The sequence below is a fragment of the Nostoc sp. genome (assembly GCF_036919555.1).
GTDB lineage: Bacteria > Cyanobacteriota > Cyanobacteriia > Cyanobacteriales > Nostocaceae > Nostoc.
Genome location: NZ_JBALCS010000059.1, coordinates 1 through 21,285, shown reverse-complemented (window position 1 = coordinate 21,285; position 21,285 = coordinate 1). Strand labels below are relative to the sequence as shown.

General features: G+C 41.1%; 24 protein-coding genes and 4 pseudogenes. 9 read left to right on the top strand and 19 right to left on the bottom strand.

Features of this window, described 5'->3' with window-relative positions; translation table 11 throughout:
* The first annotated feature begins 60 nt into the window (after positions 1-60).
* Positions 61-618 (top strand): acetyl-CoA carboxylase biotin carboxyl carrier protein, encoded by a 558-nt coding sequence (accB, locus tag V7K36_RS17680; protein WP_335117816.1) that lies wholly within the window; start codon positions 61-63, stop codon positions 616-618.
* Between the two features lie 62 nt (positions 619-680).
* On the top strand, positions 681-1,028 hold the full coding sequence (locus V7K36_RS17675; protein WP_334811386.1) for an ArsR/SmtB family transcription factor: 348 nt from the start codon (positions 681-683) through the stop codon (positions 1,026-1,028).
* Between the two features lie 101 nt (positions 1,029-1,129).
* Here the strand turns inward: V7K36_RS17675 and V7K36_RS17670 are convergent, their stop codons facing one another.
* Positions 1,130-1,744: a GerMN domain-containing protein gene (locus V7K36_RS17670; protein ID WP_335117814.1), complete on the bottom strand. Its 615-nt coding sequence runs from the start codon at positions 1,742-1,744 to the stop codon at positions 1,130-1,132.
* Between the two features lie 300 nt (positions 1,745-2,044).
* Entirely contained in the window at positions 2,045-3,859 is a 1,815-nt protein-coding gene (locus V7K36_RS17665) for a proline--tRNA ligase (RefSeq protein ID WP_335117812.1), read from the bottom strand.
* 213 nt (positions 3,860-4,072) lie between these two features.
* Between V7K36_RS17665 and V7K36_RS17660 the strand changes: the two genes are divergently transcribed.
* The 5 genes and pseudogenes from V7K36_RS17660 to V7K36_RS17645 all read left to right on the top strand — a co-directional run bounded on the left by V7K36_RS17660 (position 4,073) and on the right by V7K36_RS17645 (position 8,503).
* Positions 4,073-4,642 carry a Uma2 family endonuclease gene (locus tag V7K36_RS17660; RefSeq protein ID WP_335117810.1) on the top strand — a complete coding sequence of 190 codons (570 nt, stop codon included), beginning with the start codon at positions 4,073-4,075 and terminating at the stop codon, positions 4,640-4,642.
* A gap of 236 nt (positions 4,643-4,878) precedes the next feature.
* On the top strand, positions 4,879-6,261 hold the full coding sequence (locus V7K36_RS17655; protein ID WP_335117809.1) for a 1-acyl-sn-glycerol-3-phosphate acyltransferase: 1,383 nt from the start codon (positions 4,879-4,881) through the stop codon (positions 6,259-6,261).
* Between the two features lie 652 nt (positions 6,262-6,913).
* A complete protein-coding gene (locus tag V7K36_RS17650) occupies positions 6,914-7,729 on the top strand; it encodes an XDD3 family exosortase-dependent surface protein (RefSeq protein WP_335117807.1) in 816 nt (271 codons plus the stop codon).
* Positions 7,730-7,836: 107 nt separating this feature from the next.
* A pseudogene (locus tag V7K36_RS34170) lies at positions 7,837-8,145 on the top strand (FitA-like ribbon-helix-helix domain-containing protein).
* 154 nt (positions 8,146-8,299) lie between these two features.
* A complete protein-coding gene (locus tag V7K36_RS17645) occupies positions 8,300-8,503 on the top strand; it encodes a hypothetical protein (RefSeq protein WP_335117824.1) in 204 nt (67 codons plus the stop codon).
* A gap of 127 nt (positions 8,504-8,630) precedes the next feature.
* Here V7K36_RS17645 and V7K36_RS17640 read toward each other — a convergent pair.
* From V7K36_RS17640 to V7K36_RS34165, 16 genes and pseudogenes are all read right to left on the bottom strand, one after another.
* Positions 8,631-8,838 (bottom strand): annotated as a pseudogene (locus tag V7K36_RS17640) (Uma2 family endonuclease); the annotation flags it as partial.
* Between the two features lie 57 nt (positions 8,839-8,895).
* Positions 8,896-10,044, bottom strand: a complete 1,149-nt coding sequence (locus tag V7K36_RS17635) for a PD-(D/E)XK nuclease family protein (protein ID WP_335117805.1) — start codon at positions 10,042-10,044, stop codon at positions 8,896-8,898.
* A 362-nt stretch (positions 10,045-10,406) separates the two neighbouring features.
* Positions 10,407-10,955 carry a (2Fe-2S) ferredoxin domain-containing protein gene (locus V7K36_RS17630; RefSeq protein WP_335117803.1) on the bottom strand — a complete coding sequence of 183 codons (549 nt, stop codon included), beginning with the start codon at positions 10,953-10,955 and terminating at the stop codon, positions 10,407-10,409.
* Positions 10,956-11,050: 95 nt separating this feature from the next.
* Positions 11,051-11,254, bottom strand: coding sequence for a putative nitrogen fixation protein NifT (gene nifT / locus V7K36_RS17625; RefSeq protein ID WP_273768323.1), 204 nt, complete (start codon positions 11,252-11,254; stop codon positions 11,051-11,053).
* Positions 11,229-11,516 (bottom strand): nitrogen fixation protein NifZ, encoded by a 288-nt coding sequence (locus tag V7K36_RS17620; RefSeq protein WP_335117801.1) that lies wholly within the window; start codon positions 11,514-11,516, stop codon positions 11,229-11,231. Before V7K36_RS17620 ends, nifT begins: the two co-directional genes overlap by 26 nt.
* A complete protein-coding gene (gene nifV / locus V7K36_RS17615; RefSeq protein ID WP_334833267.1) occupies positions 11,506-12,636 on the bottom strand; it encodes a homocitrate synthase in 1,131 nt (376 codons plus the stop codon). Before nifV ends, V7K36_RS17620 begins: the two co-directional genes overlap by 11 nt.
* A gap of 371 nt (positions 12,637-13,007) precedes the next feature.
* On the bottom strand, positions 13,008-13,205 hold the full coding sequence (locus tag V7K36_RS17610) for a DUF2949 domain-containing protein (protein ID WP_334833269.1): 198 nt from the start codon (positions 13,203-13,205) through the stop codon (positions 13,008-13,010).
* Between the two features lie 297 nt (positions 13,206-13,502).
* Positions 13,503-13,748, bottom strand: coding sequence for an Asr1405/Asl0597 family protein (locus V7K36_RS17605; RefSeq protein WP_335117799.1), 246 nt, complete (start codon positions 13,746-13,748; stop codon positions 13,503-13,505).
* Positions 13,745-14,566 carry a serine O-acetyltransferase gene (gene cysE, locus V7K36_RS17600; RefSeq protein ID WP_335117797.1) on the bottom strand — a complete coding sequence of 274 codons (822 nt, stop codon included), beginning with the start codon at positions 14,564-14,566 and terminating at the stop codon, positions 13,745-13,747. Before cysE ends, V7K36_RS17605 begins: the two co-directional genes overlap by 4 nt.
* A gap of 883 nt (positions 14,567-15,449) precedes the next feature.
* A complete protein-coding gene (locus tag V7K36_RS17595; RefSeq protein ID WP_335117795.1) occupies positions 15,450-15,926 on the bottom strand; it encodes a hypothetical protein in 477 nt (158 codons plus the stop codon).
* Between the two features lie 90 nt (positions 15,927-16,016).
* Positions 16,017-16,457 carry an HNH endonuclease gene (locus tag V7K36_RS17590; protein WP_335117793.1) on the bottom strand — a complete coding sequence of 147 codons (441 nt, stop codon included), beginning with the start codon at positions 16,455-16,457 and terminating at the stop codon, positions 16,017-16,019.
* A 9-nt stretch (positions 16,458-16,466) separates the two neighbouring features.
* On the bottom strand, positions 16,467-16,721 hold the full coding sequence (locus tag V7K36_RS17585) for a hypothetical protein (RefSeq protein WP_335117791.1): 255 nt from the start codon (positions 16,719-16,721) through the stop codon (positions 16,467-16,469).
* 25 nt (positions 16,722-16,746) lie between these two features.
* Positions 16,747-16,971 (bottom strand): type II toxin-antitoxin system HicB family antitoxin, encoded by a 225-nt coding sequence (locus V7K36_RS17580; protein ID WP_335117789.1) that lies wholly within the window; start codon positions 16,969-16,971, stop codon positions 16,747-16,749.
* Positions 16,971-17,159, bottom strand: coding sequence for a type II toxin-antitoxin system HicA family toxin (locus V7K36_RS17575; protein ID WP_335117787.1), 189 nt, complete (start codon positions 17,157-17,159; stop codon positions 16,971-16,973). The genes V7K36_RS17580 and V7K36_RS17575 overlap by 1 nt, the downstream gene beginning before the upstream one ends.
* 62 nt (positions 17,160-17,221) lie before the next feature.
* Positions 17,222-17,401: pseudogene (locus V7K36_RS17570) on the bottom strand (DUF6887 family protein); the annotation flags it as partial.
* Between the two features lie 46 nt (positions 17,402-17,447).
* The gene (locus V7K36_RS34165; RefSeq protein ID WP_442948479.1) at positions 17,448-17,639 is read right to left on the bottom strand and encodes a DUF6888 family protein; all 192 of its coding nucleotides are present in this window, start codon (positions 17,637-17,639) and stop codon (positions 17,448-17,450) included.
* Positions 17,640-17,748: 109 nt separating this feature from the next.
* Here V7K36_RS34165 and V7K36_RS17565 point away from each other — a divergent pair, with 109 nt between their 5' ends.
* Both V7K36_RS17565 and V7K36_RS17560 read left to right on the top strand, forming a co-directional pair.
* Entirely contained in the window at positions 17,749-19,314 is a 1,566-nt protein-coding gene (locus V7K36_RS17565; RefSeq protein ID WP_335117783.1) for a serine/threonine-protein kinase, read from the top strand.
* 444 nt (positions 19,315-19,758) lie between these two features.
* The gene (locus V7K36_RS17560; protein ID WP_335117781.1) at positions 19,759-20,595 is read left to right on the top strand and encodes an Rpn family recombination-promoting nuclease/putative transposase; all 837 of its coding nucleotides are present in this window, start codon (positions 19,759-19,761) and stop codon (positions 20,593-20,595) included.
* 406 nt (positions 20,596-21,001) lie between these two features.
* Here the strand turns inward: V7K36_RS17560 and V7K36_RS17555 are convergent.
* A pseudogene (locus V7K36_RS17555) lies at positions 21,002-21,190 on the bottom strand (zinc-binding dehydrogenase); the annotation flags it as partial.
* Between the last annotated feature and the right edge of the window lie 95 nt (positions 21,191-21,285).

Below are 21,285 nucleotides of genomic sequence, written 5' to 3'. Positions count from 1 at the left end.
GATTAAATCCCTGCCACACTTAAGATGCTAATTTACGGATAGGTCGAGGTAATAAAAACTGTGCCATTGGACTTTAATGAAATCCGCCAACTACTGGCAACTATCGCCCAAACAGATATTGCAGAAGTTACGCTCAAAAGCGATGACTTTGAACTGACAGTCCGTAAGGCTGTGAGCATGAGCAATCAGGTGTTTTCCGGAGGTCAAGCGACCTTGGGCGGTGTGGTAGGTTCGGGCTTGACATCGGGTTCATCTTTGGGAAACCAGGGGGTCGCAAGTCAAGTAACGGAGGTGGCCACAGGTCGCGTGTTTGATAATGCTGGAACTGGCACACAATTGCAATTGTCAGTAAATGCCCCCTCAACCATTGACCAGAGATTAGTAGAAGTGCCTTCCCCAATGGTAGGAACGTTTTATCGCGCTTCTGCGCCGGGGGAAGCGGCATTTGTGGAAGTGGGCGATCGCGTCCGCAAGGGTCAAACAGTCTGTATCATTGAGGCCATGAAGCTGATGAATGAAATCGAAGCCGAACTCTCCGGCCAAGTGATGGAAATTCTCCTCCAAAATGGTGACGCTGTAGAATATGGTCAACCTTTGATGAGAATTAACCCTGATTAAGTATTAATGTATATATGAAATGAGTCATCATTAAAACTTTCAGTCCTTGCGGGTTAATCCTGATGAAACAAACGTTGCCTTTACCACCAGAAGTGGTGCAACAAGTAGCTGAATACTTCAGCCTGTTAAGTGAGCCAATGCGCCTGCGGCTACTCCACTTACTACGGGATGAAGAAAAATGCGTGCAAGAGTTGGTAGAGGCAACACAGACTTCTCAGGCAAATGTGTCAAAACACCTGAAGGTAATGTGGCAAGCAGGAATCCTTAGCCGCCGCAGTGAAGGAACTTGCGCCTATTACCGGGTGGAAGATCAAATGATTTTTGATTTGTGTAATCGGGTTTGCGATCGCCTCGCCACAAGGTTAGAACAGCAAGCCCGTAACTTTCGTGTGTTAAATAGCAATCGGTAAGCTTCATAAGAGTTATGAGTTATGAGTTATGAGTTATGAGTTAAAACTCCTCACTCCTGTACAGACGCGATTAATCGCGTCTCTTCTAACTCCTAACTTTTTTAAAGCGGATAATTTTTCTGAAAGCTTTCACGAGTTAGCGGCTGTTCTAACTCTACGCCTTCACCGCCTAAAACATCCAACGGTTTGCCGTTCACGTCAATGTACACCTTGGCTTTGGGATTTAAAGTTGTCGCAGTATAAACAACTTGTCCCACGCGCCCCATCATTGAAGTGCTACCACCACCACTGGTAAAATCTTCAGATAAATTAACGTGAACCTCGTCATTTTCTGACTTCAGCCCCAACAGCTTGGTTGCTTTGGGGATAGTAGTTGTTGAATCTGTCCCTGTTGTTGGCCCTGCTAACAAAGTTTGGAAAGCTGCTTCTAAAGCCTGGTTGGGCTGTACAGAAGCTACTTTAACAGGCTGGGGTACCAAAGCAACATTTTTGTCTTTTGGTGTGAGCCAATAAACGTTAGCAGTTTGCTCATTACCTGGCTGCTTAGTTGATGGCTGTGCTGGCTGAACGATTCGCGCCGAGGGATTTGACGGCGTGGGAGTATTGCTGGAGTGTGAAGTAAACCAAGCTACGCCGCCACCCACCGCTACAACAGCTGCTGATACGGCTGCAATTACGCCTGAAGAAATACGATTAGATCCTTGTTGGTCTTTCATGTTCAAAACTTTCCTGACTGAGGGCTGATATAGTAGTTATGTGAGGAGCAGCCTGGTTAAGGACGATACTTACAAGTGGAGAGTTTCCCACAACCTGGAGGAGACTTTATGTGTCAAAAAGCATTAATCCTGTGAGTCACTGATTCAATTTTAGAATTTTTACTTCTAATTCGTCACCTGCCAAATTATGTAAATTTCATTCTTTCTGGAGATGATTAAATTTACAACGTAAAGGAACGCAAAGGAAAACGCAGAGGAACGCAAAGTAAAGTATTTATTCCTCTGCGTAAATCTTGGGATTTAATTTTTTACCTGAATTGCGGCGGTAATCCACTGTTTGAGTGTAGATACAACTTCATCAATGACAATTTCTTGCGATTTCCGGGTGGCTCTTTCTACAACTTCGACTTTGCCATTAGCGATCGCCCGCCCGGTTACAATCCTATAAGGGATGCCAATCAAATCAGCATCTTTAAATTTCACTCCCGCACGTTCATCGCGGTCATCAAGTAGGGTTTCAATTCCCGCTTGATTGAGTGCTGTGTAAAGTTTTTGGGCGATTTCGACTTGTTGAGCATCCTTAATGTTAGGAATTGTGATGATCGCGTAATAAGGTGCGATCGCAACTGGCCAAATAATCCCATCTTGATCATAAGATTGCTCTACGGCAGCTTGTGCCAATCGTGACACGCCTACGCCAAAACAACCCATAAATAGCGGCTTTTCTTCACCCTGCTCATTGGTATAATTTGCTCCCATCGCTTGAGAATATTTAGTGCCTAATTGGAAGATGTGACCTGCTTCAATTCCACGGGCGCTTGCAAGAGTTTGTTCTGGGTTATGGATGGCGCGATCGCCTGGTCTTGCCTTCCGCACATCTACTACACCACTTGGTAATTTAAATTGCTCACCCCAATTAGCACCAACTACGTGATAGCCCGCTTCATTCGCACCCGTAACAAAGTTTTTTAAATCAACGACTGTTTGATCCAGCAAACGCAAAAACTTGGGATGGATCTGTTTATTAGCGGTAATATACTCATCTGCGATGTCTGGCGCAATGTAGCCTAAAGGTAGAGATTTCGCTGTCCATGCTTGCTGGGCTTCTACATTTGGTACATTCAAACTAATAATAGTTTTAGCACCATACTCAGAAGCTGATTTGGTCAATTCATTTTGTAACTTGACCTCATTAACTTCCTGATCGCCTCGGATGCTCACCAGAACTAACACCGTTATACCATTATCATAAACTGTCTGATAAAGGACATTTTTCACTAATTGAGTGGGAGAACAGTTGAGGAGTTGACAGACTTTTTCAATGGTTTCTGTTCCAGGTGTATCGCGTTTCTCATAGCTTGTAAACCGTGAGGCTTCAATATCAATTGGTAAAGAAACAGCCTTTTCTACGTTAGCGGCGTATTTGCCATCCTCAGTGTAGAGAACTTCATCTTCACCAGCTTCCGCCAAAATCATAAATTCTGTGGAACCAGAACCACCAATTGCACCAGAATCAGCTTCCACTGCCCGAAAAGCTAAACCAGAACGCCGCAGGATATTACTGTAGGCTTTATACATATCCTGGTAAGTTTCTTTGAGGCTGGCTTCATCGGCATGGAAAGAGTAGCCGTCCTTCATGATAAACTCTCTTCCGCGCATCAAACCAAAGCGGGGACGAATTTCATCACGGAATTTGGTTTGAATTTGGTAGAGATGTAGTGGTAGCTGGCGATAAGAGCGAATCATATCACGAGCGATCGCTGTAATAACTTCCTCATGAGTTGGGCCTAATCCTAATTGTTGCTCACGGCGGTCAATCAGGGAAAACATGATCCCCTCAGCTTTGGTGTAAGTATCCCAGCGTCCCGATTCCTTCCATAAATCAGCCGGTTGTAATTGTGGTAAAAGACATTCTTGTGCGCCTGTAGCGTTCATTTCTTCCCGCACAATCTGGGAAACTTTTTGCAGTACCCGCCACATCAAAGGTAAATAAGCATAAATACCACTACCGATACGACGAATGTAACCCGCACGGAGTAATAATTTATGGCTGGGAATCTCAGCATCAGCTGGATCATCCCGGAGTGTAACGAATAACATTTGTGATAGTCGCATCGTTTATTGCCTTTCCAGAATCTCTAATTTGTTTATAAACCACCTGGCGATTAGAAATCGCGGTTAATCTTGCACACAAACTTTCGTCCGCCTGGGCGGACTAAGAAGGTATCCTAGTTTTTGAACCTGCGTGGTGAGCGCGATAAGCATCTTACAGCCGTTAAGATATGGCATGATATAATGCTTTGCAACTATTTAATCTAGGTCTAGGTTATGAGTCCTCTGACATTAAAACTAGACACCGTTAACCTAAGTGACGAACAATTTTATCACTTATGTCAAAATAACCGCGAATTGAAATTTGAACGCACTACCAAGGGAGAATTAATCATTATGTCCCCCGTTGGAGGAGAAAGCGGCAATCGAGAAGCAGATTTAATTATTGATCTGGGAATCTGGAATCGGCAAACTGGACTTGGTTACACTTTCAGTTCTTCTACTATATTCAAATTACCCAATGGTGCTGACCGTTCCCCAGATGCCGCTTGGATTCAACGAGAACGTTGGCAAGGACTTACACCTGAACAAAGACGCAAATTTCCCCCCATTGCACCCAATTTTGTCATTGAATTAAGGTCAGCAACAGATGATTTGGAAATGTTGCGTTCCAAAATGGAAGAATATATGGATGCAGGCGTGCAATTGGCATGGTTAATTAACCCCCAACAGCAGCAAGTGGAAATTTATCGCCAAAAACAAGATGTGAAAGTGCAAAATCTTCCCACACAATTATCAGGTGAAGATGTATTGCCAGGATTTAGCTTGAGTCTGTCCTGTTATTAAGATTTGCAAGTGCCGCTAAACCTCCACTATCTACCCATACTTTTCATCGCAACAGAAAACACTCTATAAGTCTGCGTAGGTGCGGTTCATTAAAATAATTCGTAATGACGCTCGAAGACTCACTAACGCTACGCTAACGTAATTCGTAACGTCAGGGGATTTTACAGCCGTTAAGATAACTTAAAAGAAATAACACTGGGCGATTAGAAATCGCGGCATCTTTAGGAGAAACTACCTTGGCAGATGTAATTTATCAAGCACAGGCACCCTTAGAATTTATTCCTCCGGCGTTTAACCCCTTATTTTTACGAGTTGTCCAGCTTTTACTACCAACTTACATTAACTGGCAAACAGCTATTACCCAAATTGAAGCAGACAACGTAGAGGTTTTGGTGGATCTCTATCGCCAGTTTCAGGAAGGTAAGATCCGTTTTATGTTGGCATTTCGCCATCCGAAAACAGACGATCCATTTTGTTTGAGCTACTTGTTTTCTCAGCTCGTGCCGAAGGTAGCGCGATCGCAAGGTATAGCGCTAGAATATCCGATTCACGCTCATTTTATCTATGATCGCGGCATTCCTCTATGGGCAGGTTCTTATGTAGGTTGGATTGCTTCTCGTTTAGGTGCTACTCCGATTCAGCGCGGTAAGGCTGACTGGACGGGGTTACGTTCGGCGCGTGACTTGTTCGCCAATGGGAAATTCCCGATGGCGGCTGCGCCAGAAGGTGCTACCAATGGTTTATCAGAGAATATTAGCCCCTTAGAACCTGGTATCGCCCAATTAGGCTTTTGGTGTGCTGAAGATTTGCAGAAAGCTGGACGCGACCAACAGGTTCTAATTGTACCAGTTGGGATTAAATATAGTTATGTTGATGCTCCTTGGGATGCGATCGCAAATCTTTTAAGTGAATTGGAAACGGCTAGTGGTTTACCTGTGAATCCACCAGAACTTGCTTCTGTGGAGTCCCTTTATCCCCGATTGTTGACTTTGGCAGAACATTTACTTTCGCTGATGGAAGAATTTTACATACGGTTTTATCATCAAAAACTGGCAGATGCGAAGATTGTCAATGGGCAAATGCCAGATAGAAATGAAGCGTTAGCAGTTCGTTTACAAGCTTTGTTGAATGCAGCGCTGTTAATATCAGAACAGTATTTTAATTTGCAGCCAAAAGGTAATTTTAGTGACCGTTGTCGGCGAGTAGAACAAGCAGGTTGGAATTATATATTCAGAGAAGAATTTAAGGATGTAAAAGGAGTGTCTGCTGTCGAAAAAGCTTTAGGCGATCGCGTTGCTGAAGAAACGAATGCGCGGATGTGGCATATGCGTTTAGTAGAAAGTTTTGTGGCAGTTTCTGGTAATTATATCCGTGAAAATCCAACGGTAGAAAGGTTTGCTGAGACGATTTTAATTTTATGGCAGATGATTGCTAAAATCAAAGGTGATAAAGCTTTACAGCGTCCACAATTGGGTAAGCAAAAGGTAAAAATTACCGTGGGTAAACCGATATCTATTTCTGAGCGCTACCCGACGTATCAAGGGAATCGTTTGGCTGCTAGACAAGCTGTTGCTGATGTAACGAATGATTTGCAACACGCGATGGAAGGTTTGATTTGATTCAGAGGGTTGCATCTTTAGCTAAGAAGCAGAATAAAGGTGTCAGTCGTCAGCCGGCTTATTGATTTCGACCCCTGACTCCTGACTCCCTTAACTAGCAAGAGTGCAATGTAAATGCCCAAGTGTTCATCAGAATCGGATATTATTTTCTAAAGTAGATCAATGCAGACAAAAAACTTCTAGCGATCGCGGGTTTAGATGCCCTGTACGGAGATGCTCGCGGGACATAGTTTATTGAAATTACACAAACCTAAAAGTTTTTCAAAATTATCTAATTAAATGGGTGCAGAAAATCGTAGGCTACTAGACCTGCTTGGCTTTGCTCCTATTATCACCTTTAATATAATTGGGTTAGATAAAAGCAATTTTAACTAAATATGTAACTTGTTTTTTGAGGTTTATAAAATTCCCGTTAAGTTATCCAAATTATATTTCAGAAAAATCACGCTTCTCTATTTTTATAATTCAAATTACAAATAGAGAAGTCTAGAAAATTGTGATTCTCTTAATCAATTTATAAAACATGAAAACTCACGGTTTATTCAATTTACTCAAGGTTGGCGTTACCACTTTTGGAATCTTCTTTGTGGCTGGTCAAGGAGCATATGCCTCCGACTTAAAGGGAACAGCATTTAGCATATCTTTGGAGTGTATGAACGACACTACCGGTCTTTTGGTGGGTCAAAATCCGAATGATGCTAGCGGCTGGCAGTATGCATTTGATTCAAACAAAGATGGGATGAACGGGTACGACGGGGTTGGTGCTGCATCAGGGACAGTAAATCCCTACGATATCTCTGGTATGGCTATCAAAGAAACTGCTACCAGCATCATTGTGGCAATCAATGGCAATATGAAGTTAACAGGACAGGCTGAAGGGGGTGCTACAGGCGGTCAGATTGGATATGGTGATTTGTTCTTCAACATGGCCGGTAAGACCTTTGATAATGCTATGAGTAGTGGGGATTTGTTTGGTATTCATTTCTCCTCAGTTAATGCTTCAGGGGTACAACAACTAGGTGTTTATAGTGGTGTTCAGGCAAAGACAGTTACTGATATCAAAGAAGGCTATACTGTTGCTACATATGGTGGTTTGGCAGGAGGAGGGAATTCTTACGAAAGTCAGGTAAAACAAAGTAATGGTGTTGTCGGTTATGGTGATTTGACTAGTAGTTACTTTACCAACAACGGCCAGGACAATACATTTAATCTTAATGTCATCAACTCTGGAAATTATCTTAATGGAATCTCGTTTCTAGCACAGGGCAATGTAACGCAGCCGTTGCTAACCACTGGCTATGATGCCAACAAATTCAACGGCACACAAACCATTGCATTTGAATTTACTAAATCTACTATTGTCAAATCGACTCCTGAGCCTGCTAGTCTCGCTGGTTTAGGAATCGTCGGTCTGGCCTTAGCTGGTAGCAAGCTACGCAAGAAATCAATCATCGTAGCAATTGGGTAGAGACTATTCGCAGCAATAAAACTCTATAAATTCCCCCACGAAACATTAAATAAGTTAATTTCAATGCTCTTACTAGAAAGTAAGGGCATTTTTTATCTCGCAGAGTTATCAAATACAAAAAATACTCAAGTGATTCTCCAAATAATCTTGATGATGAAACCCAATCTCGTCTACAAAAACGAGCCGAAAAGCATGGCTGTTCTCTCGAAGAAGAAGCTAGAGAAATTCTTCGTCTAGCTTTAACATAAAATCACGCCAGGTGCTTCAAGTCTGGAAACCCGCCCAACCCACTGGCTCACGAACATCCCTTAAACTTAGCTACTATGCTTGAGGATCGTTTTGCAAATTTGGGAGACTTTGAATTACCGGAAATTACTAGAGAACTTATTCGCACCGTATCAACATTTGAAGAATGATTATAGCGTTTCCTAATCACATGAGGTACATCATCGCCCCCTCTTCGCTTGTGGGGAGGGGGTGGGGTTCTTGTACCTCACTCAACCGAGAACCGCTATATTGTTCATATCTAATACTCTAAAATCAAAATTTTTGCAGTTGCAGAGGTTAATGATGGAAACTACAACGAAAAGACAAGAGTTGTTAAAAGCAATCAATAAAAGACTAGAAGAAGCTTATGAAGACACTTTAGAAGATGTATTAGAACTGTTAGATATTAGGAAAGTAGAGGATGAAGAGGATATTAAAGCGTTTGAAAAAGCGGAAAATGAACCTACTATTACTTGGGAACAATATAAACAAGAATTAGAATCGTAACCTATCAAATAGAAATTTAAAATAGGGCTGTAAAACAATTAAAAAAATTATCTACTGATATTCGAGATAGAATTAATGAGAAAATTTTAGACTTGGCTGAAAATCCCCGCCTTAGCGTAATTGGTTATTGTCCTCGCAGGGTTGCGCGATCGCCTACTAGCTTATATAATTGTCGCTCTAGGCGTGTTTTACAAACAGAGTGCGGTGTACCTTTTGCTGCTATCTGGACTATTTCACCCTTATTAGCCCTACTCGCTCATCCTCCTCGAAGAAGCCGAGTCAGCTAGACGGTGATATTCAGCTATAGTAAAGCCTTTAGCAGTAGTAAGGCTGATAACAACTACGAGAATGCAGAGTTATTTTTATCTTAATATAGCGATAGCTGATTAAAGTTATGTTGTGGAGGATGCTGAGGTGTCTAGGTCTTCTTTATCAGCTTCTGTAACTGTTTCTATACTTACACCCTTCCAGGGAAAATTAAAATATTGTTCCTGGATCATTTTCAATTCCTTTATTGAGTCTTTGAAAAAGAATTTAGTAGCAGATAACTGGTCTTTTTCAGATAAAAGTTCTTGTAGATTTTTTCGATAAAATATACTTGACCAAGCTGGTGTAACAGTTAAATTATTTGAAGTCCATATGTCAGGCTTCTCGTTAACTACATTCTGCATAGATTTAATAATTTTTGGGCGTTCTACAAAAGTAGGAGAAACCTCTAAACATATACCTAGATATGGATATTCCGTTAAACTATCTGGATTTAAATTAAAATATCCAAGACCACACCAAAAATTCCAGCCAGAAAAATGAGTATAGATAATATATCTACTGCCCCATGTCCATTGAGTCATACTTGCAGTCCTTCCAGCTACATTTCCAAAAGCTAACTGAAATTCCTCTTTCACTTTTTCACTCAGGGTTGATTCCATCAAAATCAGAGTTTTGTTAAAATTCACCATTGTCAATAAGTCAACTGATGAAAATTGATTTGTGGTAGACATTCCATTTCTCCTCATGAAAATTAATATTTCTTTGGCTAAGATATCAGTCGCGTGTTGTTGTAAGCGGGCATAAAATTGATGCCACCTCAGTTGTAAAAAATTTACCTTGGGTGATAAATTAAGGCAATATTGTTTTATTTCTTCTTTTGGGTCATAATCACGGGTGATGTAAATTAAAATTCGATGTCTGACATTTGGTAAATTACTCAAAATTTCAGCATATTTTCTTAAGGCATTATTTCCATCCTTAGAGCCAATTTTTGATTCAATAAATATTACATCTGTAGTTAAACCAGTTGAAAGTTCAACTACAATATCAAGTCTGCTATCCTCTGTATGGCTTTCCAGTCCTTTGTGTTCTTGTTGGGTTGAAATCTTGATGCTGGAATAATTATCATCACTAAGAATTGAGTGATGTTTTAACCAATCAATAAAAATATCATTATTAAGAGATAAAAAATAAGCAACAATCTCAGTAAAAAAATCTTCAAGCGGCTTGCTTGTTGAATGTAAGTTGAGTAAATTGCTAAACAAAGACATTGATTTTTAGCTATTTAAGATATTTGCGGAAAATTTATACACAATAACTAGGAGGAGCATCTCAATGAGTGCAAATATACCCGGCGATTAGAAATCGCGGCTACACAAACGAAGTCCGCCTACGCGGACTCTAGGAATTTGAAACCCACGGAGGTGAGTTTTGTCTGTCTAGCCTCGTTCGCGTCAGCGTGCCGGAGGCTCTATTCCATTCGCCAAGGCAGGCTATTACTAGCAGTGCAGCAGTTATAACTTAGCCGATCGCAGTTTGACAAGAGTGCTACATAAACAATATTTACAACAAATAGGGGTAAAAATTTTACCCCTACAAAATTGTGTATTATTTTAAGAATAGCTAGAGAAGGTTATGACTCTGAAGTTAAGTGACTTTCTAGCAAAGATGCGATCGCATCTGGATGAATATTCTTGTATTTCTTTTTACCAAGTTCTAAAACACAGTTGGGGGCGCTGCTACAGCATTTTTGACAACTAGTATGTTCAATGGTAACTTTGTCTAACAAACCGCGATCGCACAAAGTTTTTTCTAATTCCGATAATAACCCTTTACCACCACGTTTAAGACAACCGCCCTTTTGACATACCATAATCCTCGCTTTCGGTTGGAGTGGTAAATCTTGATTTGGACACGCATCAATTGGTGTCACCCGATAGGCTTTGATTTTAATTTTACTTGTGCGCGAGTCTAGCTTACTATGACCACAAACGCGAATTTGCTGACCAGGAACTAAGGATGAACTTAAAGAACGGCGTAACTCTTTAGGCAGTTTAATTTCCACATTTCCAGATGGAACTGCCAATTGCATGTATTTATATTTTCCTGGTTCACCACCAACAAAACCTAGTAACTGTCCCTCAAGGTTCAATTCTGATAACGTCAAATACTTGTCACCCATGATTGATAAAAAGTTAGGAGTGAGGAGTTTAGAGTTAGGAGTTAGGAGTTAGGAGTTAAGAATCATTATTCATAACTCATAACTCCCTATTCTTGTTACGAGAGGCGTTTAGCTTCTACAGTTTGGGGTAAATTTGCTGCATCTGGCAAATCACGAAATTCCAATTCCCAACCATTTGCTAGGGTGAGAATCTTCCCATCATTTCCATCGGTTTGTTTGACGACTTCTTCCTCAAGGTCTTTTTTAGCAACGTAAACTACTAAAGTGCCGGCGTCATTCATGCGTAGCATTACTTTCATGAGATTCCTCAACAGATTCTAGTTCTTTTTTCATACAGCCGACGACGAACCCTGTTTCTAAGAAATGCACAGCATAGATATAGGAAGTCTGCAAATATGTGCCTATACTCGCTATATAGCCGATATCTCCCTTATTTACTAAAACATGGCCGACTTCCTTACCAGGAAAAGTACCATCGTTTTTGAGCAGCTTACGAACTCTTACTTTTTCACCAATTTCAAAAGCAGGTGGCAAGTTTAGTTCTAATTCATCACGTCGCATGAGAGTACCTCTGTTCTCTGACCAAATTCAATAGTTCTTCTGTCGTCAAACTGCGTTTTTTCTGTACCGATTTATGGCGCACTGCATCTAAAACAGACTGGGTTTCTTCTGAGTTTAAGAAAATTCCATGCTGCTCTAGCAAGTTTGAAACCAAATGCCGTCCAGAATGTTTACCTAATACTAAACGCCGTTCCCAACCCACTTCTTCAGGGGCAAATGGTTCGTAGGTAATGGGGTTTTGCAATACTCCGTGAGCATGGATGCCAGATTCGTGAGCAAAGGTATTTTCGCCGACGATCGCCTTCCAAGGTGGTACAGTTGCACCGGATGCGGCTGCAACTAGTTGAGATAGTTCCAGCAAACTGGGAGTCTTAATGCCCAAATCAACGCCGTAGATGCGTTTGATCGCCATGACAACTTCTTCTAGAGCTGCATTTCCCGCCCTTTCACCCAATCCATTGACTGTGGTATTCACTGATGATGCTCCAGCCTTGATACCAGCAAGGGCGTTGGCAGTTGCTAGACCAAAATCATTGTGGGTATGGATTTCTAGGGGAATCATCAACGCTGATACAAGCCGTTTGACTTTTGTATAGGTTGAGAAAGGGTCGAGAACTCCTACGGTGTCGCAGAAGCGGAATCTGGATGCACCCCATTCTTGGGCATAAAGCGCTACATCTAAGAGGAAGTTTTCATCAGCCCTGGAAGAATCTTCTCCGCCGACTGCTACCCAAAGACCTTGATCGAGGGCGAAGCTGATGGAGTCTTTGAGTTTTTGTAAACTTACTCGCCATTGACCATGAAATTTAGTGGCAATTTGGATACCAGAGACGGGAATGGCAATATGCACCCGGTTCAAACCACAGGCGATAGAAGCCTTAATATCTGAGATGACAGCGCGGTTCCAGCCCAGGAGTTTTGCTTGTAAACCCAAGTCAGAAATTGCGGCGATCGCTCGTATTTCTTCGTCACCCATTGCTGGTATACCGACTTCTAATTCGGGTATACCAATGGCATCGAGAAACTTAGCGATCGCTACTTTTTCTTCTAGGTTAAAAGCAACACCTGCTGCTTGCTCGCCATCACGTAATGTAGTGTCATTAATTATGATTTGATTCATTGCAAATATCCCTCTCTTGGAAGTATTCTTAATATCCTTTCTCTCTACAATCCTCAGCGATGGCAAATGCTAAAAATATCACAATTCATAATGTAGGATACATGATCCTTAATTATTGCCCTATTAGTAGCATCACATCTGTATGGCAGGGAACTAAAACCATGTATAATTTACTAATCGTTTTTACCGATGTCAGTTGAATGTTGTTCGAGTAGCAATGAACTAATATAACTATTAGCAAACGCTGAACAAAGTAAAACACAGAAACCAGCAATTAAGGATGTAATCATCTTAGTAACCTCAGATTTTCTAGAGCATTAGTGTGTAATTTAGGCAGGTAAAGGTACTCAAAGCTAAAGGGTGAAAATTTGCTAACTATGTTCTGCTAGCCAGTCAAAAATTTTTCCTAGCTGCTCCAAGTCAACTAAACCATACTGCCAAAGGAGCATCGGTAATGGGCCATTTTCTAATTCCCGGTGTCGCAGAGCTACAGCAATATCAGCTTTTGAAAGTTCAAGTTCATTTTGCAAAAAATTGAGGAGTTTTATATTTCTGTTACGAGTCGCCATAATCGAACTTTCAATTTCTTAATTGGGGAAAAAGTTAAAAATTAGAAATTCCAATTTTTATTTGGGGATTTCGTCTTTTTAATTGTTGCTATATGTCAGGGAAATTTCAGATTTAGTAGACTGAACAAAATCTAAAACCGATCTAATCCATCTCAGTCTGCAACAAATTCTATTAACATACAGTAGCCTCAACTTCTAAACCTATTGAAGGTTTGTGCATCTATGAACAAAGAGGGGAATAGGGAGTGGGAGAGACGCGATTAATCGCGTCTGTACGGGAGTAGGGTATGAAAAACTTCAGGACTCATCACTGTAATCCCAGCAACGCTCTAACCACTCTAATAATTCGTGACGAGAAGCAAGAAATTGCATAACTATACTACGAATGAGAATTGCTTCTAACAAATTGTTCACTTGCACTCGTAAAGAACCATCGGCGGGACAGGAACTCTTAATTTTTAACTCTTGCAAACGGTGATAGATTCGCCAGCGATCGCTCAAAGGAATCTGCAAAACTTGATCGCCTAAAGTGTTATTTGTCATTTGTCCTTCGTCCTTTGTTCTACCCTGCGGGAAGCCACTGGCGTGTCTATGTCATTTGCTAATGACCAATGACCAATGACTAATGACTCCTGTTTTAAAGTTTGCAGTTGTTTTTCCAGTTGTTCAATGCGCGAGAGCAAAGAACGAATCACGGTTGCTTCCATATCGGGTAGCTTTCCATGTTCTAAAGGAGAAAGGCTGGCGCTTTCATTTCGGGAAATAATTCGGCCCGGAACTCCCACAACTGTGCGCTCGCTAGGGACATCCCCCAAGACAATGGAACCTGCACCAATACGGACGCGATCGCCAATTTGCAGATTACCCAAAACTTTTGCACCCGCCCCGATCACTGCATTTTTGCCCACTGTGGGATGACGCTTACCAGTTTCTTTACCAGTTCCGCCAAGGGTGACGCCCTGATAAATTAATGTATAGTCGCCGACGATCGCAGTTTCACCAATGACAACACCCATTCCGTGGTCGATAAACACGCCCTGACCAATCTCTGCACCGGGGTGAATTTCAATTCCGGTCAAAAATCGCCCCAAATGAGAAATAAAGCGGGGGATAAAACCCACTCCTCGACAATGTAACCAGTGAGCCAGACGATGCAAACATAGCGCGTGCAATCCAGGGTAGCAAAACACTACTTCTAGCCAATTACGTGCTGCTGGATCGCGCTCAAAGATAATGCGAAAATCACTCAATAATGGCTCAAAAAAAACGCCAGAGAGGAGATTTTTCAGCAGGGATGTATGTGCAGAATCCTGCGTTTTGATAGTCTGGGAATCGCTGATACTGTCTAAAGACTGTTGCATCGGTAATGTCTATCTGGTAGAAAGAGCCTTGTGCTATTTTTATGCTTATATCAGGCGACTTCCAACGGGATAGGAAACCCAATGTTGATTGGATTTATTGGATTGATTAAGGTTGTACTCAAACGCTAAAACCCCGAATTAACATAACTTGAAAATTAGTCTTGGGGTAGGGGTGCTAGTATTTAATCATGGGGGTACTAGTATTTTTAGGGCAGGGTTTAAGAATTTATGTACTCGCTACAATAAACTTTACCTGTAAGTCTTTGCAAACATTTCATCAAGATATTTTGCAATATATTAAGCTGTACTCAGATGCACTCAAATATGAGCTAGATGAGGCTAAAAATCAATTTTTTGTATACGCTACTACTATTATTATCTTATTATTTGGTTAGGCGAAAAACAAGTTTCTTTATTTTCTTTTAGGATTTACTGTCTGTATGTATGCATACGTTTCAAAATATAGTTATAGCTCATAGTGACTATCTTATTATATAGGTGTGTGGAAGTTGCGAGCGCCAAAATTTTTATAAATCTCGTTTTTAGGTTCTACCTGGAAATGTACTTCATTGCGGCTCTGTCGCGAATTCGGGAGGCGGAGCCTGCCAATAGGCATTCCCAGTCAGAGACTGGGAACGAGGTATCTGAAGATTCATTAATGGAGTTCAAAGACTCATTAATGGAGTTCAAAGGCTCATTAATGGAGTTCAAAGGCTCATTAATGGAGTTCAAAGACTCATTAATGAGTATCAAAGACTCATTAATGGAGTTCAAAGGCTCATTAATGGAGTTCAAAGGCTCATTAATGGAGTTCAAAGACTCATTAATGAGTATCAAAGACTCATTAATGGAGTTCAAAGGCTCATTAATGAGTATTAATTTATCAAGAACCGGACACAGCTTTAGTTGGTCTACCTTTGATAGCTTTAAAGCGTTCGCCCAACTGTTCAGCGACAGTCTTTAAGCCTGGAGTCTTTTTTGATGCTGTCTTCACGTAATCATAAACAGTCAAACTGCTAGTCATAGCTTCACTACCGACTGCCATTAGGGTATCATCTACTTGTTCGCTGAGTTGCTGGATTGAGATTAAAAGTTCAGTGAGCGCAGCGGCTAATTGATAATCCCGAACAAGTTCCTCAACGTCAAAAGTGGCTGGAAGAATTTCGCGGTTAGACTGAGCAGCAGTGACGCTATTGTTCACAAAGGCTAGGCTTTTGTCGCCCATTTTTACTAACTTCCGGCGTTCTTCCGTGCTGAGAGTAATCAAGAAGGGAAGCTTTTGTTGGACTTTCTGTAGCGCAGCTTTAACTTCTTGGATATCTTGTGGAGAAAGGGAAGCTGTGATATTTTGATAGGCCATTATGTATTTACCTTGGGAGTTCTGGTGCTGAAGTAGCAATAGTTGCTAAGTATAGAGTTCCCATTTGTCAGCGCGATCGCACATCATAACCTATTTATTTATTTGTTTTAGTGCCGATGCTGAGGGATATTGACCACATGCTATCAAAGCTTGTCGCTCTAGAAGCCTTTCATCGCTATTAAAATCTAGAATGCGTGCGGTGACTTCACCGATGTCTATTTGATGTTGAATCACAGCCTCATCTAGTCGAAAATGCTCACCCCAAAAGTCTCTGCGTGGGTTAAAAAATCGCACAAGTTCGCCAGTTTGCCAATTAATTGAGCCTAAATCTGTCCCTTTTTGCAGGTTACAGAAGATACAGGCATAGCAGAGATTATCTGCTGTTGTAGTGCCGCCGTGTTTGATGTCGATTATATGGTTAACTTGAAAGCTTAAGCCGTCTCCTTCTGGATATAAACAATACTCGCATAGATGGGCGGCGCGATCGCAAACTAAACGCCGCAGTTCTGTATTAATATATAGACGAGACATTTTTAATACTTACTTAGGGTTAACGTACTGATAAGCTTTTGCTTTTGCCAAAGTCATAATATGCTCTAGCGTGAGAAAATGATCTAACTCTCGCTGGTCACTTCCTGTAAGACCTTCAGTTTTTGTCCGATAAACTAAATCCTCTAAACGCTCTTTGGTTGCATCCGAGAGTTGGAAATCGATAACGCTTTGGGGAGTGGTTCCAGCAGCAATAAACTCTATAATTTCGTCGTAGACTTTGGCTGTATTTACAGATGCGTTCATAAGCTACCCCTTTAATTTCTAAATTTTATGCAACTTCCAAAGATTTTCCTAGTGTCTTAGGCTCTGGTAGAGTTTCACCATCAGCCAAAGATGATTCAATCAGCATTTCTAAAACTTCTTGAGCATTTTTAAGAGCATCTTCATAAGTCTCTCCGTAAGTGCAAGGCTGCATTATATCCGTAAACTCAGGTAAGAAAACTACATAACATTGGTCTTCTTGTGACCATTGAATCACAATTGTATATTTCATTATTCTGTCTCCTGGTCTTCTTTTATTTTATTTAGTTCTTCAAGTGCTTCATTGACTTGCTTTTCTAAATAAGGTTTGGCATCGCTACCATCTTTGCCAGCAATAATGATAGCTTTAGGCAATTGCGGATGCATCCATTTACTGTGGCTACCCTTTGCAGGTTTATAAGTAAACCCGACTTGCAGCAATAAGCTTTTGAGTTATCTGATTTTCTTGGGCATAACCTCAGCTTACATTTTTATTCTTACCTTTAAGAATCTTGCTTGCTTTGATTTCCTTGCTCAATGCGTTGCCTAATTGCTTCTTCTGCTATGCGAATATTCTCTTCAATTGGTGTACCGTCTTCAGCAAACATTGGCCCGTACCATGTTGCTTCCGAGTCGGGAGGATTCCGGCGACTAAACAAGACACGAATAGCCTCATCATCATCTCAGTGTGCCAGTATATAAGCTGTTAATTCTTTGCTAGTCATTGGTTCAAAATTCGGTTTCATTTAAAAATCTCCAGAATCCACTAGGGGATACAATAATTTGAAGATTGTCACCTGCCAAAATATATATATCTCTACTTTGGATATCAAAACCAAACAGGTGAATATCTTTGTAGGTATTGGATAACATTTGGCAGACTCGCACACAGGCTTGTGCTTGTTCATTGCTTGGGTTTATTGTCTGTTCCTCAATTGTGACATAGATAATAGTAAGCCTTAATTTTGCGGTTTATATAAAGAGTGGGTTATGGTTAAGCGATAATAAATACCCCATACAAGCACAGTTTATGACCTGCTGCCTGAATCCAGTTTGCCACAATCCGCCCAATAGCGATCGCACAATGTTTTGCACAAACTGCGGCACAGGATTGGTAGTGTTGAGAAACCGCTATCGCCCGATAAAAACATTAGGTAGTGGGGGATTTGGTAAAACTTATTTAGCAGAAGATAGAGACAAACTCAATGAGCCTTGTCTCATTAAACAATTTGCACCGCAAGTACAGGGAACAGCATCACTCAATAAAGCCACAGAACTATTTGAGCAAGAAGCAAGGCGACTGCAACAGTTAGGCAAACATCCCCAAATTCCCACACTGTTGGCGTATTTTAATGAAGATAATCGCCTGTATTTAGTGCAGGAGTTTATCGACGGGCAGAATTTATTAGCGGAATTACAACAGCAGGGAACTTTCAACGAGCAAAAAGTCAGAGAATTATTGCTTGATTTGTTAGATATTCTCAAAACAGTTCATCAACAGAAAGTCATTCACCGCGATATCAAGCCAGAGAATATTATTCGTCGCAGTGATGGAAAGTTGGTACTGATTGACTTTGGTGCATCCAAACAATTGACAGCAACGGTGATCACGCAACCAGGAACAGCGATCGGTTCATTTGGTTATACACCATTAGAACAGATGCAGGGAGGTGAAGCTTATCCAGCCAGTGATTTATATAGTATCGGTGCAACTTGCTTTCATCTGTTGAGTGGAATTCACCCTTGGGAGTTGTGGAAACGACAAGGTTATGGCTGGGTTAGTACTTGGAGAAAGCATTTACAGCAACCAGTGAGTAAAGAATTTGGGCGAATGCAGGATAAATTGTTGCAAGAAGAACACCAGCAGCGTTATCAATCGGCTGAGGAAGTTTTAAAAGCGTTAAATTCACAGTCTGTTTATTTGCTAGGACAGACAAATCCAGTAAAAATAAAACAGAAAAGTGTTGATACTTACTATAAAGAAGGATTAGAAAAATACAACAACAAAGATTTTCGCGGTGCAATTGAAGATTACACCCAAGCCATCACAATTAATCCCAACTATGTAGATGCTTATAAAAACCGAGGTAATGCTCACTATGGATTAGGAGATAAGCAAGCAGCAATTGCAGACTACACTCAAGCCATCAACATTAATCCCAACTTTGCAAATCCTTACAACAACCGGGGTTTAGCTCACTCGGAATTAGGCGATCAGCAAGCAGCAATTGAAGATTACAACCAAGCTATCAAAATTAATCCCAACAATGCACTAGCTTACAACAACCGGGGTTTAGCTCGCGGTCGATTAGGAGATCAGCAAGCAGCAATTAAAGATTACAACCAAGCTATCAAAATTAATCCCAACGATGCAATAGCTCATTTCTACCGTGGTTTAGCTCGCGGTCGATTAGGATATCAGCAAGTAGCAATTGAAGATTTCACTCAAGCTATCAAAATTAATCCCAACGATGCACTAGCTCATTTCTACCGTGGTTTAGCTCGCGGTCGATTAGGAGATCAGCAAGCAGCAATTGAAGATTACAACCAAGCTATCAAAATTAATCCCAACTTTGCACTAGCTTATTGCAACTGAGGTTTAGCTCACTCTGAATTAGGACATAAGCAAGCTGCAATTGAAGATTTTCGTAAAGCTGCCGATTTGTATAAGCAACAAGGAAAAGAAAGCAACTATCAAGATGCTCTAAACCGCATTAAACAGCTTGAGAAATAACCAGATCGCCAACTTGTTCAAAAAGTCAGTAATATTATTCGCAAAATGGAAAAATTATCGTGATCAGGGTTAATCAAGATTATCTGGATTTATGCCGAGCGATGTCTCCTAACCAAGCTCTTTTTTTCTAAACATAAATGCTCACTATATTCATAGCTTTGTTTCATCCTGAAGGTGTGCCCCGCACATAGACTACTTACGACAAGCGGCTGTGCATCACGGCACAATCAAACTAACTGCGATCGCCCACTAGACCACTCTCCACGAGATAATAAAAATACCTTGTGAGATTCGTGTCTATCATTAATGTCTTTTGATAACCTGTGCAAACTACTTTCCGAAAAACATCCCGTTACCTTTGCTAGTTGGGTTTTGGGAACACCGCAAACAAACGTCGAAGTCCTGAAAACCGAATTAAGCATTGAACCGATTCGGGCTGATTATGTTACCTTTTTACAACTACAAGGGCGCATTCTCCATCTAGAATTTCAAACCAAACTAGAATCTACGCCACCCCTGCCCCTGCGGATGCTAGATTATTGGGTACGCTTGTATCGGTTGTATCGTCTACCAATAACGCAAGTTGTCGTATTATTGCTTCCTCCGGCACCAGAAACGGTAATTGAAACTGTCTTCAGTGTCGAAAACACCCGTCACGAATATCGTGTGATTCCTATATGGAACGAAAATCCCGAATTATTCCTTAATGACCCGGCTTTGTTACCATTAGCACCACTGGCAGCAACCACGCAACCGCAAACCTTGTTAAAACAAGTTGTGGAACGAGTTAATCAACTTCAGCCAGGACAACGAGCAGAAATTTCAGCTTACACCCAAATCTTGGCAGGGTTAAAATACAAAAAAGACTTCATTAGACAGCTATTTCGGGAGGGTATGATGCGCGAGTCGGTAATTTATCAAGAAATTCTTGCAGAGGGAGAGGAAAGAGGGGAGCAAAGAGGAGAACAACGAGAACGATCGCTCATTCTCCGTCAACTCACTCGCCGTATAGGAGAATTACCCCAAGAGGTGCTAGAGCGCATTGAAACTCTTTCTCTAGAACAATTGGAAAATCTCGGTGAAGCTTTGTTAGATTTTCAGGCGATCGCAGATTTAGAAGCCTGGTTCAGTACATTAGACTAGCACTAGAGAATCATAGCGATCGCTATATCCCATTTGCTGAAGAATAGTATGAGGTTTCTCTGGGATACTAACATCGCACAGGTAATCAGTAAAATGTACCAACCACACAACTAATCCTGATTATTATTCTGTTGCTGGACTGTTTGAGCGATCGCTTCCTCAGCTATGCGAATATTTGCCTCTATTTGTGTTCCATCTACTGTGGCGAGTGGAGGCATAGTTTTCCATTTCAAACTGGGATGATGAAACAGCGATCGCACCTAGCCGCACATCTCGCCAGAGAATAAATTCTCTGGCTAATAGCTCAACTCCACTGAAGTGGACTAAAACTTTTGTTCAGTCTTTTTTAGAAGACTTTAGCGATGAGACTGGGAATTCATTCCCAGGTGGTTGTTGGGACTTGCAATTAACTGGAAACTGCGATGTCTACGACGGGCTGCGCCAACGCAATTTTCCCAACTGCACGCCCAGTTTCGCTATAATCATGAGCCGCCGCTAGTTCTTGTAAGGGATATGTGCGATCAATCACCACACGAATTTTACCCGCTTCAATCAATTCTTTCAGATAAACCAAGTCTTGAGCGTTAGGTTTCTCATATCATGTTCGGATAATCACTTATGATAAAAGTAGGGATGAAAACGCTGAACTATGCCGAAACGAATCAGTATAACCACGCATTTAGATATTGC

What these genes read in the sequence shown, in the direction of transcription:
- cysE (WP_335117797.1), bottom strand. Translation starts at nt 14,566, where the DNA reads ATGCAACAGTCTTTAGACAGTATCAGCGATTCCCAGACTATCAAAACG.
- V7K36_RS17580 (WP_335117789.1), bottom strand. Translation starts at nt 16,971, where the DNA reads ATGAAATATACAATTGTGATTCAATGGTCACAAGAAGACCAATGTTAT.
- V7K36_RS17630 (WP_335117803.1), bottom strand. Translation starts at nt 10,955, where the DNA reads ATGGGTGACAAGTATTTGACGTTATCAGAATTGAACCTTGAGGGACAG.
- V7K36_RS17675 (WP_334811386.1), top strand. Translation starts at nt 681, where the DNA reads ATGAAACAAACGTTGCCTTTACCACCAGAAGTGGTGCAACAAGTAGCT.
- V7K36_RS17645 (WP_335117824.1), top strand. Translation starts at nt 8,300, where the DNA reads ATGGAAACTACAACGAAAAGACAAGAGTTGTTAAAAGCAATCAATAAA.
- V7K36_RS17595 (WP_335117795.1), bottom strand. Translation starts at nt 15,926, where the DNA reads ATGGCCTATCAAAATATCACAGCTTCCCTTTCTCCACAAGATATCCAA.
- V7K36_RS17635 (WP_335117805.1), bottom strand. Translation starts at nt 10,044, where the DNA reads ATGTCTTTGTTTAGCAATTTACTCAACTTACATTCAACAAGCAAGCCG.
- V7K36_RS17565 (WP_335117783.1), top strand. Translation starts at nt 17,749, where the DNA reads ATGACCTGCTGCCTGAATCCAGTTTGCCACAATCCGCCCAATAGCGAT.
- V7K36_RS17560 (WP_335117781.1), top strand. Translation starts at nt 19,759, where the DNA reads ATGTCTTTTGATAACCTGTGCAAACTACTTTCCGAAAAACATCCCGTT.
- V7K36_RS17650 (WP_335117807.1), top strand. Translation starts at nt 6,914, where the DNA reads ATGAACGACACTACCGGTCTTTTGGTGGGTCAAAATCCGAATGATGCT.
- V7K36_RS17590 (WP_335117793.1), bottom strand. Translation starts at nt 16,457, where the DNA reads ATGTCTCGTCTATATATTAATACAGAACTGCGGCGTTTAGTTTGCGAT.
- V7K36_RS17665 (WP_335117812.1), bottom strand. Translation starts at nt 3,859, where the DNA reads ATGCGACTATCACAAATGTTATTCGTTACACTCCGGGATGATCCAGCT.
- V7K36_RS17605 (WP_335117799.1), bottom strand. Translation starts at nt 13,748, where the DNA reads ATGACAAATAACACTTTAGGCGATCAAGTTTTGCAGATTCCTTTGAGC.
- V7K36_RS17620 (WP_335117801.1), bottom strand. Translation starts at nt 11,516, where the DNA reads ATGCGACGTGATGAATTAGAACTAAACTTGCCACCTGCTTTTGAAATT.
- V7K36_RS17670 (WP_335117814.1), bottom strand. Translation starts at nt 1,744, where the DNA reads ATGAAAGACCAACAAGGATCTAATCGTATTTCTTCAGGCGTAATTGCA.
- V7K36_RS17585 (WP_335117791.1), bottom strand. Translation starts at nt 16,721, where the DNA reads ATGAACGCATCTGTAAATACAGCCAAAGTCTACGACGAAATTATAGAG.
- nifT (WP_273768323.1), bottom strand. Translation starts at nt 11,254, where the DNA reads ATGAAAGTAATGCTACGCATGAATGACGCCGGCACTTTAGTAGTTTAC.
- V7K36_RS17660 (WP_335117810.1), top strand. Translation starts at nt 4,073, where the DNA reads ATGAGTCCTCTGACATTAAAACTAGACACCGTTAACCTAAGTGACGAA.
- V7K36_RS17610 (WP_334833269.1), bottom strand. Translation starts at nt 13,205, where the DNA reads ATGGCGACTCGTAACAGAAATATAAAACTCCTCAATTTTTTGCAAAAT.
- nifV (WP_334833267.1), bottom strand. Translation starts at nt 12,636, where the DNA reads ATGAATCAAATCATAATTAATGACACTACATTACGTGATGGCGAGCAA.